The following is a 13,993-nucleotide window of genomic DNA, read 5'->3' on the forward strand; positions in this document are numbered from 1 at the left end:
TAAGGATCATTCAGGTGAAAGATGGATATAGAAGTTTCTGATGCAGCCCATGGTAAAGTAATACTCAAAGTAAAGGGAAACCTCGACTCCTACAGGGCCTCCATTGTATTTAAGGAGGCCCTGGACGACCTCTATCGCAGTGGTAAAAGAGATGTTGTTCTCGACCTCGATGACGTTGAAAAGATCAACAGTTTCGGCACGGGAAAGATACTCATGTTTTACAGGCGCTTTAAAAAGGATGACGGTGAGTTATACGTGAAAGTTCCTTTACATGGAAGGGTTAAAGAGGTTTTTGAAGAGTTGAAGCTCGATAAATTGCTTAAAGATTATAGCTGAATAGGAGGAGGACCTTAATATGTCGAAGACGATTCTTGCAGTTGATGATTCTGTAACCATGTTGCAGACAATCTCACTTGCGCTGGAAAAGGAGGGCTATAATGTCGTTACCGCTAAAGACGGGATGGATGCTCTCAATGTGCTGAAAGGGGGAGAAAAATTCCACGTCATTATTACTGATGTGAATATGCCTGTTATGGATGGAATAGCGCTCACAGCAGAAATCAGAAAGTTAAGCCAATATAAATTCACTCCCATTATCATTCTTACTACCGAGTCGCAGGCAGGAAAAAAAGATGAGGGCAAACAGGCCGGGGCCACGGGATGGATTGTTAAACCTTTTAAGCCGGAGCAGCTTATTGCCGTCGTAAGAAGGGTAAGTCCATAATAGCATTGTGCGGGTCGAATTTTTTTGCTCACTGCTTTTAATGCAGCACAGAATCAGCCTGAATGAATATGGATAGAGACTTCTGCAGCCGCTTATGGAGATGTCATGGATGATATTGATAAAATAAGAAGCTCCTTCTTCCTTGAAGCGGAAGAGATTATAGAAAACCTTGAGGCCCTTCTGCTCGATCTGGAAAACAATCCCGACGATAAAGAGATCCTCAATGCCGTATTCAGGAACATGCATACCTTAAAAGGTTCATCAAGTATTTGTGAACTGACTTCTCTCAGCAATATTTCCCATATCCTGGAGGACCTCCTCGATTATATCCGGTCCGAAAATATATCCCCTTCCATTGAAATAATGGACACGCTCTTCGAAGGATTGGATCTCGTTAAATCTGTTTTCTCGATGACCCGTGAAGGTTCACCTATTGATGAAAGCATTTACAGCAGTCTTGCCGAAAAAGTTAAGCAATTTCTTCCCGAAAAGAAAGAGGAGGCCGTGGTTGAAGAAAAGAAAAGCGTCGAAACCGCTGCCCATGCCGATTTTATTCAATCCCTTCCTGAGGACACAAAGGGAAGGGTGGTTTCTCATGCAGATGAAGGCAAAAGAATTTACCAGATAACCATGGCCCTTGAAGAGAGCTGCATGGCTCAGGGCATTGACCCTCTGCTGCAGATCAAGTCTCTTGCTTATGACGGTGACGTGCTTTATGTGAGCAGTAACAGCTCAAAAATACCGCTCCTTGATGAACTTGACCCCGTTCGTCTTTATATGGAAGATATCAAACTTCTTTATAGCACATCCCTTGGATTTGACGAAATTAATGATATTTTTGAATTTGCAAGAGAGACAGGCGCTATTGAAGTCCATCAACTCCTGCCGGCAGAACTGCAGGAGTATTTCGGTGTTGAATATGATGATTTCTGGCTTGAACAGCCGGAAAGGACAGAAGAAAAGGAAGAAGAAAACTCCGGTGATATTCTTGACCCTGCTGTCTATTTTGGGGAAACAAAAAAAATCCTCTCAAATTTAAATGATGACCTGAGGAAAATAGAGACGGAAGGTTCTGCCACTGAAGATATTGAGGGTGTTTTCCGGGCCTTTCACACTATCTGCGGTAATTCGCGTATGTTTGGTTTTCATGAAATAGCCAGCATTGCAGGTTTTTCCGAAACCATTCTCGACAAAATCAGGAACGGTGTTTCAGAGATGACACCGCAGGTTGCACAGATATTGTCTGACGCAGCCGGTGAGATTGCTGAATTTGTCGGTATGCGCCAGGAGCAACGATTGTATACGAGCCTTTCCCTTGACAGGGAAGGGGAGTCGGTAAAGAAACTGGGTGAAATACTCATTGAAATGGGAGAGCTCAGTGAAAAAGAGCTTGAAAAAGCGCTCCAAAACCAGGAAAAGCCTCTCGGAGAAATCCTGGTTAAGGAAGGGATTGTCAAGGAAGAAAAGGTTGAAAAGGCCCTTCAGAGGCAAAAGTCACTCGGCATTTCTACCCAGTCTGCAATCAGGGTTGATACGGACAAACTCGATAATCTTGTTAATATGGTGGGAGAGCTTGTCATCATCCAGACATTGCTCAGTCATAATGACGCCATTAAACACATTCATGACCATGGCTTCAGGAAAGTACTTTCCCAGATGGACAAGATTACGAGAGAAGTCCAGCAAAACGTCATGTCCATCAGGATGCTGCCCATTAAGGCCACCTTCCAGAAACTGATCAGGGTAGCGAGAGAGGTATCCAAACAGGAGGGCAAGACTGTTTCTATCGATATAGAAGGTGAAGAGACGGAACTGGACAAGACCGTTATCGATGAGATTGGTGATCCGCTCATTCATATTATGCGAAATGCCGTTGATCATGGTCTGGAATCGGAGAAAGAGAGAAAGGCCCGTGGGAAGGAGGCTGCCGGGACGGTAGCATTAAAAGCCTACCACCAGGGAGGAAATATTGTTATCGAGATTAGTGATGACGGTCGTGGCCTTGACAGGGATAAACTGTTACAAAAGGCCATAGAGCGGGGCCTGGTCAAAAGCGGTCAGGAGTTGACCGATGAACAGGTATACAACCTTATCTTTCTTCCCGGTTTTTCGACGGCAAAGATGATTACCGGTGTTTCAGGCAGAGGTGTCGGTATGGATGTGGTAAAGAGAAATGTGGAAAAACTTCGCGGAAGGGTCGATGTTAATTCTGAAAAAGGGAAGGGGTCGACCTTTGCCATAAGACTCCCTCTTACGCTGGCTGTTATAGACGGCATGGTCGTCAGAGTGGGCAGAGAACGTTACATTCTGCCCACCATTTCCGTAGTTGAATCTTTAAGGCCTGCCAGGGAGCAGGTTATTACCATCCAGGGAAGAGGAGAAATGGTTAAAATCAGGGAGGACCTTTTTCCCCTTATCAGGCTCCACAAATTGTTCAGAATGGAAGCGAATAATGAGAATCCCTGGGAATCCATGGTGATCCAGGTTGAAGGAGAGGGCGGGCGGGCCTGCCTGCTCGTCGATGAACTGTTGGGACAGCAGCAGGTTGTTATTAAGAGCCTTGGCGAAAGCTTTAAGAAAATAAACTATATATCGGGTGGAGCCATTATGGGAGATGGAAAGGTAGGTCTCATCCTTGATGCCGGTGGAATTATATCGGTTTGCACATGAATAATGAATACACCCGGGCAAGCGTTTGCAAGCCTCTCATAGTTATGCTTAACTTTATATGAGGGGAAATTATCGTTTTTTAAGAAAGGAGGAGGTATGGCTAAGGAAAGTGCAAAAACGACTGCAGAATCAACCGAAAAAGTGATAGATGGCGGGAAATTTCTTACTTTTCAACTCCAGGATGAAGAATATGGTCTTGAAATTCTTAAGGTAAGAGAAATTATCGGCATTATGGATATAACGACAGTACCTCAAACGCCTGATTATGTTAAGGGGGTTATTAACCTTCGCGGGCAGGTGATTCCCGTCATTGATCTGAGGCTCAAGTTTGGTCTTAAGGAGAGTGAATACGGGAAAAGGACCTGTATTATCGTCGTTGATGTGAATGGCGTCATGATGGGAATTGTTGTCGATACCGTTTCCGAGGTCATGGATATAGAGACCGTTGATATTGAAGCGACGCCTTCCTTCGGCACAACACTGAATACGGATTACATCCTGGGTATGGGTAAGGTTAAGGGTAAGGTCAAGATCCTTCTCGACATCAGCAAGGTGCTTACTTCCGAGGAACTGGTCATGATGGAGGAACTCCAGCGAAGGGAAACTAAAGGCAAGGATAATAGCTCCGGCTAATTCCCTCGTGGAGCATTTTTAATTTATTTTAACATGGGAGGCTAAAATGTTTGGAAATATGAGTCTTGGAAAAAAACTGATATCCGGTTTTATCGGCGTCGCCATCGTCGTTCTTATTGTTGGCCTTGTTGGTTACCGGGCAGCGACTGAAATGAAGCTTGGAACAGAAACGATAGTGCAGACCTTTCCCCTTTCTGATGCGGCCATGGAAATGGGGGCTGCCGTTGCCGGCGATCAATTGATTATTATGGATATCCTTGTTGTAGAAGACAATAAAGCCCTGGCGGAACACTGGAGGGAGCATGAAGACAATGTGGCGCTTTTCGATAAATACGTCGATGGCGTTATTAGTGGCGGCCAGGTAAATGGCGGCACCATTTATGCCGCGAAAGATGAAAAATTAAGGCAGCTTGTCAAGGATACCGACGGCTTTCATAATGATAAATTCCAGCCTCTTATCAAGCAGCTGTACGACCTGAAGGGAGAGGAAATTGCTCTCTCGGCAGAAGCGGAAAGAACGATGAGAACCCTTGAGGCTGCCTATGATGACGTCATGGAGGCTGCCGAGGGGTTAGAGGGCCAGGTCAAGGCCAGGATCAGGTCGCTTATCGCGTCCGGAACATCGGCCGAAAAGATAATGAAGAAGGAAAATAGCTGGGCCGATATGGCCATGGAGATAAAGACCACCCTTGCCGAGTCGAGGATACGCATTGAAGAGGCGGGACAGTCCTTTGAGGCGGGAGCCCTTGCCCAACTTAGCAATGAATATAATGAGCAGATGGATGCTTTCGATGTTTGGATCTCGGCGCTCATGAAGGGTGGGAGTACCGCCGAAGGTGAGATCTCGGCAATAGACAACCAGAATCTCAGAAATGTTGCTTCCGACATGGATAAGGTCCACGACCAGCGATTTAACCCTGCCGCAAGGAGGTTTCTTGAGATACAGAACAAACTTGCCGTCGTAAGGGCTGATATGGCAGAGGCCGATGAGGCGGCTGATGCTATCGGCGGCAAGATGCAGAGTTTGCTTGAAGCTGTTGAGGAGAGAGCCGGTCATACGGTGGATGAAGCCGCTGAATCTTCTGTTTCCGTTGCCGACACATCCATTACACAGATATTTACAGGTGTCGTCATCGGTTTTATCGTTGCCATCATTCTTGGCGTTCTTATTACCCGGAGTATTACCAGACCCATTAATGTCGTTATCGAAGGTGTTGGAGAAGGGGCTGAACAGGTGGCTTCAGCTTCAGCGGAAATTTCTTCTTCCAGCCAGTCGCTGGCGGAAGGGGCAACGGAACAGGCGGCGTCACTGGAAGAGACCTCCTCGTCACTTGAAGAAATGTCTTCTACGGTCCAGCAGAATGCCGACAATGCCGGACAGGCACAGCAGCTTTCGACTGTGGCCAAGGATACGGCCGTTAAGGGCGCTAATTCGGTAAACAAGATGATCGATGCCGTCAATGAGATTAACAAGAGCAGTGAAGAGGTATCGAAGATCATCAAGGTTATCGATGAAATTGCCTTCCAGACAAACCTGCTTGCCCTCAATGCAGCCGTTGAGGCGGCAAGAGCGGGAGAGCACGGGAAAGGTTTTGCCGTCGTTGCCGAAGAGGTAAGAAACCTTGCCGGAAGAAGCGCTGAAGCGGCCAAGACGACATCAGGTCTTATTGAGGAGAGTACGGGCAAGGCGAAGATGGGCAGTGAACTGGCTGCTGAATCGGGTGAAGTGCTTAATGAAATTGTGAGCAATACGACCAAAGCTTCAGACCTCATCTCTGAAATAGCCGCCGCTTCACGTGAACAGGCGGAAGGCATTAACCAGGTGACCAAGGCCGTTACACAGATGGACCAGGTAACGCAGCAGAATTCGGCCTTCTCCGAAGAGACGGCATCAGCCAGTGAGGAACTTTCTTCACAGGCGGAAAGTCTTAAAGACCTCGTTGACAGGCTCTCGGAAATCATTGGAGGGGCAGGCGCCGCAAGAACCGTGGCAACCGTTCACAGGGCTCCGGCAGTAAAGAAAATAGCAGGCCCGGCGGGTCCGGCGGGTCAGGCAAAAGCGGTTCCCGGCGCGCTTCACAAGGCCGCTGCACCGGCAAGAAAGGTGGCAACACAGAAAGTGGTCAAGCCCAATGAGGTTATCCCTATGGATGAGGAGGAGTTTAAGGAATTTTAATAATTCAGTCTAAATATTAATTTTTGGCATGTGCATTCTCTGCGGTTTGCCGTGGGGTGGTTGATTAATAAATTTTAAATGACAATTATTAAAAAAGGAGATGTTGCATGAAGAATTTATCAATTATTACGGTGGTATTTTTTGTGATCTTGTCAATGGTTCCCCAAAGCGCCCGGTCTGAAACAAAGTTGTCGGAAAATGTCAGTCTTGGCGCTGTAATAGAGGTCGAGGCCGGTGTTGTTAATGACGACTATCATGGAGACGGTTCGGACATTGCTCTCGCAACTGTCGAGGTTGGCCTCGATGCGAAACTTAACGAGTTTGTGGAAGGGCATATTCTTGTTCTTTATGAAGATGATGATACGGAGACATTTACCGTCGATGAAGGGACCATTAAATTGACCGATAGGTTTGGCTTTTTCATGACCGCCGGTAAGATGTATATTCCCTTCGGCGCCTTTAACTCAAGCTTCATTTCAGATCCGCAGACACTTGAAATGGGGGAAACAAACGAATCGGCAATTATGGCCGGTTACGGGAATGAAATGATCGAAGTATCGCTGGGTGTCTTTAACGGTGGTGTTCATGAGCTTGGTGATGACAATAAAGTCGACGCATCCTTTGCAGCCATTGTCGTTAATCCTGTCGAAGGCATAAGTTTTGGCGCCTCTTACCTTTCAGATATTGCTGATAGTGATGCTGACTGGGTGGATATGGGACTTAACGATGCAGATGGCGCAGTAGATGAGATACAGCTGAAAGATATTGTGGCCGCATATAGCGCTTTTGTCAGCGCCGCTATAGGGCCTCTTTCCGTCGATGCCGAGTATCTTGCCGCCGCCGATGAATTTGAAATAACAGACCTTGATGCTGATGGTGACAACAGCGGGGACCAGCCTGTCACATTCAATGTTGAAGTCGCTTTTGCTATTACCGATGCTCTGGCTCTTGCCGCTAAATATGAAGGAAACAAGGAACTCTTCGAATTTCCTGAGAAGCAGTATGGAGTGGCAGTTTCCTTTAGTCTTTATGAACACACCTCAATTGCGCTGGAATATTTAAGTGGAGAATATGATGAAGACTATGTTGCCTTTAAAGGATCCCCAGGTAAGGATGAGGTTTCTTCCCTGACGGCTCAGCTTGCTATCGAGTTCTAATGTGAAAGACCCTTTGCAGACCGTTCATATTAAAGACAGAGAGTTTAACCTCCTCAGTGATCTTGTCTACCAGACAATCGGAATAAATCTTGGGCCTGCAAAGAAGGAACTTCTCAGGACGAGGCTTGGAAAACGTCTCAGACTCCTTGGTATTCCCACATTCAAGGCATACTATAAATATGTGACGGAGGAGAACAAGGATGAACTTACCAACCTTTTTGATGCTATATCAACTAATCTGACGAGTTTTTTCAGGGAGCAAAAACATTTTGATTTTTTAACTGAAACCGTCTTGCCGGAAATAATGGCGGAAGGAAAGCGCAGAGGTGATTGGACCTTGAGGGTCTGGTCGGCTGCCTGTTCGACAGGTGAGGAACCTTATTCCCTGGCCATTACTCTCGCTGAATATCTGGGAGAATCGAGCAAGTGGGGAGTAAAAATCCTTGCCACTGACATTAATACGGAAGTTCTTGAAAAAGCCCGGCATGGTGAATACAAAGAGGCCAGAGTTGCCGATCTTTCCAAGATAATGAAAAGGAAATATTTCCTTTGCGGGGAAGGCAGGAAGGCAGGCATGGTGAAGGTAAAGCGGGAACTCCGGCATATGGTTACGTTCAGAAGGTTAAACCTTACCATTCCACGGTATCCTTTCCGGAAGGAATTCGATTTTATCTTTTGCAGAAACGTTATGATCTATTTTGACAAGTTTACACAAAAACAGATTATTGACAGGGTATACAGGCATCTTAAAAAAGGGGGATATCTCTTTCTGGGCCATGCTGAAAGCCTTACAGGCATAGAGACGGATTTTAAATATATTCAGCCCACTATTTATAAAAAAATATAAAGCCATGAAGCTTTAAAAATGCTTCGGAGGAATTTTACCAATGAATATAAGTGACGAGGACCTCATTGAAGAATTTAAAAAACGGCTGGAAGACAAAAACCGGGCGCTGAGCGACCTCAGGGCCGTAACAAAGAATCTCGAAACGCTTAATAAAAAACTTCAGGAATCTGAAAAGCTAAAAACGGACTTTCTTTCCAATATCAGGAATGAAATAAATAATCCCCTCACGGTGATGGTTGCCTTAAGCGAAGAACTCTCTACCATGAAGTCCATTGAAGAGAAAAGGTTCAAAGGGATAGCCGGTATGCTTCATAAAGAGGCGCTCAAGCTCGATTTCCAGATAAAAAATATTCTTACTGCCGCAGAACTCGAGTCCGGTGAGAATTATCTTCATATAACGAAAGTTAACGTTCATTCTTTAATTGAAGAGTGCCTCATGACTTTTGCTCCCATGATAGAAGAGAAGGGGCTTGTTGTGAAAAAGAGCGGGCCTTCTCCTTTATGGATAAATACGGATTCCGAAAAAATGGCTATAGCGCTGTCAAATCTGATAAGCAATGCCATTATGTTTAACAAGGAGGGAGGCAAAATCGATATATCCGTCAGAGAATGTGACGAAACATTTTTTTGCTCAGTCAAGGATGAGGGCATTGGAATTGCGAAGGATGATCAGAACGTTATTTTCGACCGCTTCAAACAGCTCGATACGGGGATGAGAAAGAAATATATGGGCCATGGCCTTGGACTAAGCGTTGCCATGGCGGCTGTTAATTTTATGGACGGCACAATTACCGTAGACAGCAAGGCTGAAAAAGGCAGCACATTTACATTGACCGTGCCGGACCGCTCTGAAGAAGAGACGGAAGGGGTTTCAACGGAAGGGACAGAATTTTTTTTCGATGAAGAACAGGAGTTTTAATGAAAATGTCCGATATTGTTACGGAGGAGAATACCCATTATCTTCATCCGGGAAATCTCTTTGTTCATCGAAATCCCCATATTGTAACAACCATACTCGGATCATGCGTTGCTGTTTGTCTATGGGACCCCGTTAATAAAATTGGTGGCATCAATCATTACATGCTTCCCCTCTGGAATGGAGAGGGCCTTCCTGTCCCGCGCTTTGGTAATGTTGCTATAAAAAAGCTTATTGAAAAAATGGAACAGCTCGGTTCCAATAAAAAAAAACTGAAGGCAAAAGTCTTCGGAGGGGCCACTATTCACGATACATCGAGTGGTCTCCTTAATGTGGGGTCGCGAAACGTTCTTATTGCCGAAGATATACTGGCTGAAGAACGCATACCCATTATCAGTTCGGACATGGGTGGCACGAGGGGGAGACGGCTTCTCTTTAATACGGGAACAGGCAGCGCAAAGATGCGGTATATAAAAAAGTCGGCTGTTAATTTAAAATAAAACCTTTGGCGAATCATAGAACATGAATGAAGATATAACAAATAGAAGCGCTTTTCTGGAACCGGCGCGTTTGTTGGTCAACAAAGAACCGATAGTGATTACAACTGTCGTTGGTTCCGGTGTTGCTGTAACTCTCTGGGACCCCGTTAACAGGTATGGGGGAATGTGTCATTTCATATTTCCCGAGATGAGGGAGAAAGGAAAGACAACCGTTGAATATGGAAATGTAGCGATTTATGCCCTGATCAAGAGCATGGTTGACTTTGGTTCGAAAGTTGCGAACCTTGAAGCGCAGATTTTTGGCGGTGGAGAACCTCAAGAGGGAGGTACCTTAAAAAAAACCCATGGACCAAAGAACATTGAAGCGGCGCAGGAAGCGCTTAATAAATACAAGGTCAGGATTGTTTCTAATGATACGGGGGGGAACGTAGGCAGAAAAATTGCCTTTAACACACTCAGGAATGAAGTGCTTACCTATAAGGTTGAAAAGCTGCGTCAGGGTGACTGGCTTTATCTTTGAGCCTTTCTTCTCTTGCCGGCATCTAAATAAAATATAATAAGACGACGTGATTAACTTTTTTTTATGAAAAAACGTTAATCATGTCGGAATTTGGAGATTAGATTGAAGAAAAAGGTGTTAATCGTCGATGATTCAGCGGTAGTGAGGAACCTTATCTCATCGATTTTATCAGGTGACAGGGCTCTTGATGTCATCGGTTCGGCGCCGGACCCTTACATAGCGAGAGACAAAATTGTTAAATATAACCCCGACGTGATCACTCTGGATGTGGAAATGCCGAGAATGGATGGTATTACCTTTCTCAAAAAATTAATGAGACATTTCCCCATTCCCGTTGTTATCGTCAGTTCTCTTACCCAAAAAGGCGCCGTAACGACGATGAAGGCCTTCGAAGCGGGCGCCATCGAAGTTATTGCAAAACCGGAAATGGACCTGAAAAAAGGGATGGATATAATTGCCCGGGACATTATTGAAAAAGTGAAAATTGCGGCCTCGGCGAGAGTTCTGAAAAGGGTGGAAAGAGAAGAAAGTGCGGCGCCGTTAAGAAGAACCTTAAAAACCAGGGCCTTGGCGCAAAGCACACATAAAATTATAGCCATTGGCGCTTCTACGGGGGGGACCGAGGCTATTAGAGACGTGCTGACACGAATGCCCGCTGACAGTCCCGGGACCTTGATTGTTCAGCATATGCCCGAAAAGTTCACAAGGGCCTTTGCAGAACGATTGAATGACCAGTGCGCTATGGAAGTGAGGGAGGCAAAAGAAGGGGATGGCGTATACCCGGGAACGGCTCTCATTGCTCCGGGGAGTCACCATATGGTCCTTAAACGAAGTGGCGCAAGGTATTACGTATCATTAAATCAGGAAGCGCCGGTTTTCCATCAGCGTCCTTCAGTGGAAGTGCTTTTTGGATCGGTTGCAACTTATGCGGGATCGAACAGTGTGGGCATCATCATGACGGGGATGGGCGCCGACGGAGCGCGTGGCCTTTTGACGATGAAAGAAGCCGGGGCTAAAACGATTGCCCAGGATGAAAAAAGCTGTGTTGTTTTTGGCATGCCCAAAGAAGCCATTAAAGTGGGGGCCGTAGACAAGGTAGTTTCTCTTAAGGATATTCCGCAAACATTGGTAAATATGTGCGTTTGATTATTTCTGATAAGAATCCGAAAATTGTCATTGCTCATTTTCTCTTGCCGGATTAAAATATTATTCTCCTATTTGTTAAATTCAAAAGTCACAGGGCGCTTGTCTGGATTTAAACTTACAACTCAATTTACTCCTGCCGGTGATCAGCGGACGGCCATTGACGAACTTGTTTCAGGGGTCAACCGTGGTGATAAACATCAGGTTTTACTCGGTGTCACAGGTTCCGGCAAAACCTTCACCGCCGCCAATGTTATCGCTCAAACGGGACGGTCTGCACTGGTTCTTGCTCCTAACAAGACGCTTGCAGCGCAACTCTATGGTGAGTTTAAGGAACTTTTTCCTGAAAATGCGGTGGGTTATTTTGTGTCCTATTACGACTATTACCAGCCGGAAGCCTACCTTCCTTCATCGGATACCTTTATAGAAAAGGACTCATCCATCAATGAGGAAATAGATAAACTTCGCCATGAAGCGACCTATTCCCTGCTGGAAAGGAATGATGTCATCATTGTTTCATCAGTCTCATGCATCTACGGCCTCGGTTCACCGGAGGCTTATCATGGTATGCTTCTCAGGGTGTCCGAGGGCGATGAAATAAGTCGGGATGCCATATTACGAAAGCTCGTTGAAATTCAGTACGAGAGAAAGGATAGCGATTTTCATCGCGGCACCTTCAGGGTAAGGGGAGATATTATAGAAATATTTCCTGTTTATGAGGAAGACAGGGCTGTAAGAATAGAGTTGTTTGGTGATTACGTCGATTCTTTATCCCTTGTAGATCCCTTGCGGGGGGTCCTGCTGGAAAAGCTGGAAAAGGTGGTTGTCTATCCCGGAAGCCATTACGTTATTCCTCCCGAGACTTTGAAAAGGGCCCTTAAGGATATAAGGTTAGAGATGGAAGAAAGAATCAGATATTTCAAGTCACAGGAGATGCATCTCGAAGCGCAGAGAATTGAGCAGAGAACATCTTATGATCTGGAAATGATAGAAGAAATCGGTCATTGCCAGGGGATAGAAAATTATTCCAGACATTTGACAGGCAGAAAGGAAGGAGAACCGCCTCCCACACTGTTAGACTTCTTTCCCGACGATTTTCTCATTGTTATAGACGAATCCCATGTATCCATACCTCAACTTAGAGGGATGTACAAGGGAGACCGCTCCAGGAAAGAGACGCTTGTCAACTTCGGTTTCAGGCTCCCTTCAGCTCTTGATAACCGGCCTTTGTGCTTTGAAGAATTTGAAAAAATGCTTAAGCAGGCCATTTATGTTTCAGCAACGCCTGCAGACTATGAATTGAACGCCTCGGGAGGCGTTGTCGTTGAACAGTTGGTGAGACCGACAGGCCTGGTTGATCCCATCGTTCATTTGAGACCGGCCGGGAACCAGGTAGATGATCTTTTGAATGAAATAAGAAAGTGCGTCAAAGGCGGCAATAAAATATTGGTGACTACCTTAACAAAGCGTATGGCCGAAGACCTGACTGAATACTACGATGAAATGGGGGTCCGCGTAAGATACATGCATTCAGATGTGGAGACCCTTGAACGCATTGAACTGATAAGATCGCTAAGGGCCGGTGAATATGACGTCCTCGTTGGAATCAATCTCTTGAGAGAAGGGCTGGATATTCCGGAAGTCTCCCTTGTAGCTATTCTGGATGCCGATAAAGAAGGCTTCCTTCGTTCTGAAACTTCTCTTGTTCAGACCTGTGGCCGGGCGGCAAGAAATGTGAATGGCCAGGTAATTATGTATGCCGACAGAAAAACGGGATCTATGGAGAGAGCAATAAGTGAAATGGAAAGAAGGAGGAAGCTGCAGACCAGGTTTAATGAAGAACAGGGCATTACACCGACAACGGTTAAAAAGAATATAAAAAATATCATTGAAAGTATTTATGAATCTGATTATGTAACCGTTCCTAAAGCTGAAGAAGAAAAAGGGGAATACATACCCCTTGATGAAATTCCTGAAATTATAAAATCACTCAAAAAAGAGATGAAAGAAGCCGCCGCTGATCTGGCCTTTGAAAAGGCTGCTCAAATCAGGGACAGAATCAAAGCGCTGGAGTTTATGGAACTGGAAGAATTGTAATGACGTCTAATTATTAAACCTGGGAAGGCCCCTTGGGAATGAATTTATAGCGCAAGCTATTGGTTTCACGGTGCTTTCACCCATAGGTTAAGCGGGTATTTTGGGGGTAAATGGTTACGAAGCCGGGCTGCGTTTCTATCGTCCCTATAATAATAAAATACTTATTATTATTGAAAAAAAAGGTCGTTTAGGTATAATTTAGGTAATTAAAATAAAATAATATTTGCAGTAACTTATGATAAAAGTTACTATGTGCAAGCCTCGAAAATGGAAGACAATTGTCATATGGTTGGCTTTTTACGAAAATTCGCTAAAAAAATTGTATTTATTGTCTGCCTTTTACTTCCTTTCTTTTTGAATTACGACTCCCATGCAATAGATAAAATTGAAGAGAACCATGGTGTTTTAGATATTTCTCTCCTAAAGAGGATCAAGGAACCTTTTGAAATAGAATCTTACAAGGTTATTCTCGATGGTAAGGTTGTTTTGAGGAATGTTATCGGTGATAAAGAGCTATATGGCACAACAATCGATAATATTCCTGCAGGAAGCCATAAAATACTGGTTAAAGCCGTTTATTCCGGATCAGGGTACGGGATAAACGGCTTTA

The 13,993-nt window shown here is 45.0% G+C and carries 13 protein-coding genes; all 13 read left to right on the forward strand.

From position 1 onward, the window contains the following. The first annotated feature begins 21 nt into the window (after positions 1 to 21). Entirely contained in the window at positions 22 to 336 is a 315-nt protein-coding gene (locus tag OEV42_12075; GenBank protein ID MDH3975008.1) for an STAS domain-containing protein, read from the forward strand. Between the two features lie 19 nt (positions 337 to 355). Continuing rightward, entirely contained in the window at positions 356 to 724 is a 369-nt protein-coding gene (locus OEV42_12080; protein MDH3975009.1) for a response regulator, read from the forward strand. A 105-nt stretch (positions 725 to 829) separates the two neighbouring features. Beyond that, a complete protein-coding gene (locus OEV42_12085) occupies positions 830 to 3,394 on the forward strand; it encodes a chemotaxis protein CheA (protein ID MDH3975010.1) in 2,565 nt (854 codons plus the stop codon). A 96-nt stretch (positions 3,395 to 3,490) separates the two neighbouring features. Beyond that, positions 3,491 to 4,027: a chemotaxis protein CheW gene (locus OEV42_12090; protein ID MDH3975011.1), complete on the forward strand. Its 537-nt coding sequence runs from the start codon at positions 3,491 to 3,493 to the stop codon at positions 4,025 to 4,027. A gap of 46 nt (positions 4,028 to 4,073) precedes the next feature. After that, entirely contained in the window at positions 4,074 to 6,203 is a 2,130-nt protein-coding gene (locus tag OEV42_12095; protein ID MDH3975012.1) for a methyl-accepting chemotaxis protein, read from the forward strand. Positions 6,204 to 6,310: 107 nt separating this feature from the next. Then, a complete protein-coding gene (locus tag OEV42_12100; GenBank protein MDH3975013.1) occupies positions 6,311 to 7,360 on the forward strand; it encodes an LbtU family siderophore porin in 1,050 nt (349 codons plus the stop codon). Between the two features lies 1 nt (position 7,361). Next, complete coding sequence (locus OEV42_12105) at positions 7,362 to 8,207, forward strand: protein-glutamate O-methyltransferase (GenBank protein ID MDH3975014.1); 846 nt, start codon at positions 7,362 to 7,364, stop codon at positions 8,205 to 8,207. Positions 8,208 to 8,247: 40 nt separating this feature from the next. Beyond that, positions 8,248 to 9,126 (forward strand): HAMP domain-containing histidine kinase, encoded by an 879-nt coding sequence (locus OEV42_12110; GenBank protein ID MDH3975015.1) that lies wholly within the window; start codon positions 8,248 to 8,250, stop codon positions 9,124 to 9,126. Beyond that, the gene (locus tag OEV42_12115; protein ID MDH3975016.1) at positions 9,126 to 9,623 is read left to right on the forward strand and encodes a chemotaxis protein CheD; all 498 of its coding nucleotides are present in this window, start codon (positions 9,126 to 9,128) and stop codon (positions 9,621 to 9,623) included. Before OEV42_12110 ends, OEV42_12115 begins: the two co-directional genes overlap by 1 nt. A 22-nt stretch (positions 9,624 to 9,645) precedes the next feature. Continuing rightward, the gene (locus OEV42_12120) at positions 9,646 to 10,143 is read left to right on the forward strand and encodes a chemotaxis protein CheD (protein MDH3975017.1); all 498 of its coding nucleotides are present in this window, start codon (positions 9,646 to 9,648) and stop codon (positions 10,141 to 10,143) included. Between the two features lie 102 nt (positions 10,144 to 10,245). Next, the gene (locus tag OEV42_12125; GenBank protein ID MDH3975018.1) at positions 10,246 to 11,289 is read left to right on the forward strand and encodes a chemotaxis response regulator protein-glutamate methylesterase; all 1,044 of its coding nucleotides are present in this window, start codon (positions 10,246 to 10,248) and stop codon (positions 11,287 to 11,289) included. 99 nt (positions 11,290 to 11,388) lie between these two features. Next, a complete protein-coding gene (uvrB, locus tag OEV42_12130) occupies positions 11,389 to 13,383 on the forward strand; it encodes an excinuclease ABC subunit UvrB (GenBank protein ID MDH3975019.1) in 1,995 nt (664 codons plus the stop codon). Between the two features lie 267 nt (positions 13,384 to 13,650). Then, the coding region (locus tag OEV42_12135) for a hypothetical protein (protein MDH3975020.1) at positions 13,651 to 13,993 on the forward strand (343 nt) is incomplete at its 3' end.

It is taken from the genome of Deltaproteobacteria bacterium, assembly GCA_029860075.1.
GTDB lineage: Bacteria > Desulfobacterota > JADFVX01 > JADFVX01 > JADFVX01 > JAOUBX01.

Coding starts and splice junctions, on each gene's coding strand:
- OEV42_12075 (MDH3975008.1), top strand. CDS start 22: ATGGATATAGAAGTTTCTGATGCAGCCCATGGTAAAGTAATACTCAAA.
- OEV42_12080 (MDH3975009.1), top strand. CDS start 356: ATGTCGAAGACGATTCTTGCAGTTGATGATTCTGTAACCATGTTGCAG.
- OEV42_12085 (MDH3975010.1), top strand. CDS start 830: ATGGATGATATTGATAAAATAAGAAGCTCCTTCTTCCTTGAAGCGGAA.
- OEV42_12090 (MDH3975011.1), top strand. CDS start 3,491: ATGGCTAAGGAAAGTGCAAAAACGACTGCAGAATCAACCGAAAAAGTG.
- OEV42_12095 (MDH3975012.1), top strand. CDS start 4,074: ATGTTTGGAAATATGAGTCTTGGAAAAAAACTGATATCCGGTTTTATC.
- OEV42_12100 (MDH3975013.1), top strand. CDS start 6,311: ATGAAGAATTTATCAATTATTACGGTGGTATTTTTTGTGATCTTGTCA.
- OEV42_12110 (MDH3975015.1), top strand. CDS start 8,248: ATGAATATAAGTGACGAGGACCTCATTGAAGAATTTAAAAAACGGCTG.
- OEV42_12115 (MDH3975016.1), top strand. CDS start 9,126: ATGAAAATGTCCGATATTGTTACGGAGGAGAATACCCATTATCTTCAT.
- OEV42_12120 (MDH3975017.1), top strand. CDS start 9,646: ATGAATGAAGATATAACAAATAGAAGCGCTTTTCTGGAACCGGCGCGT.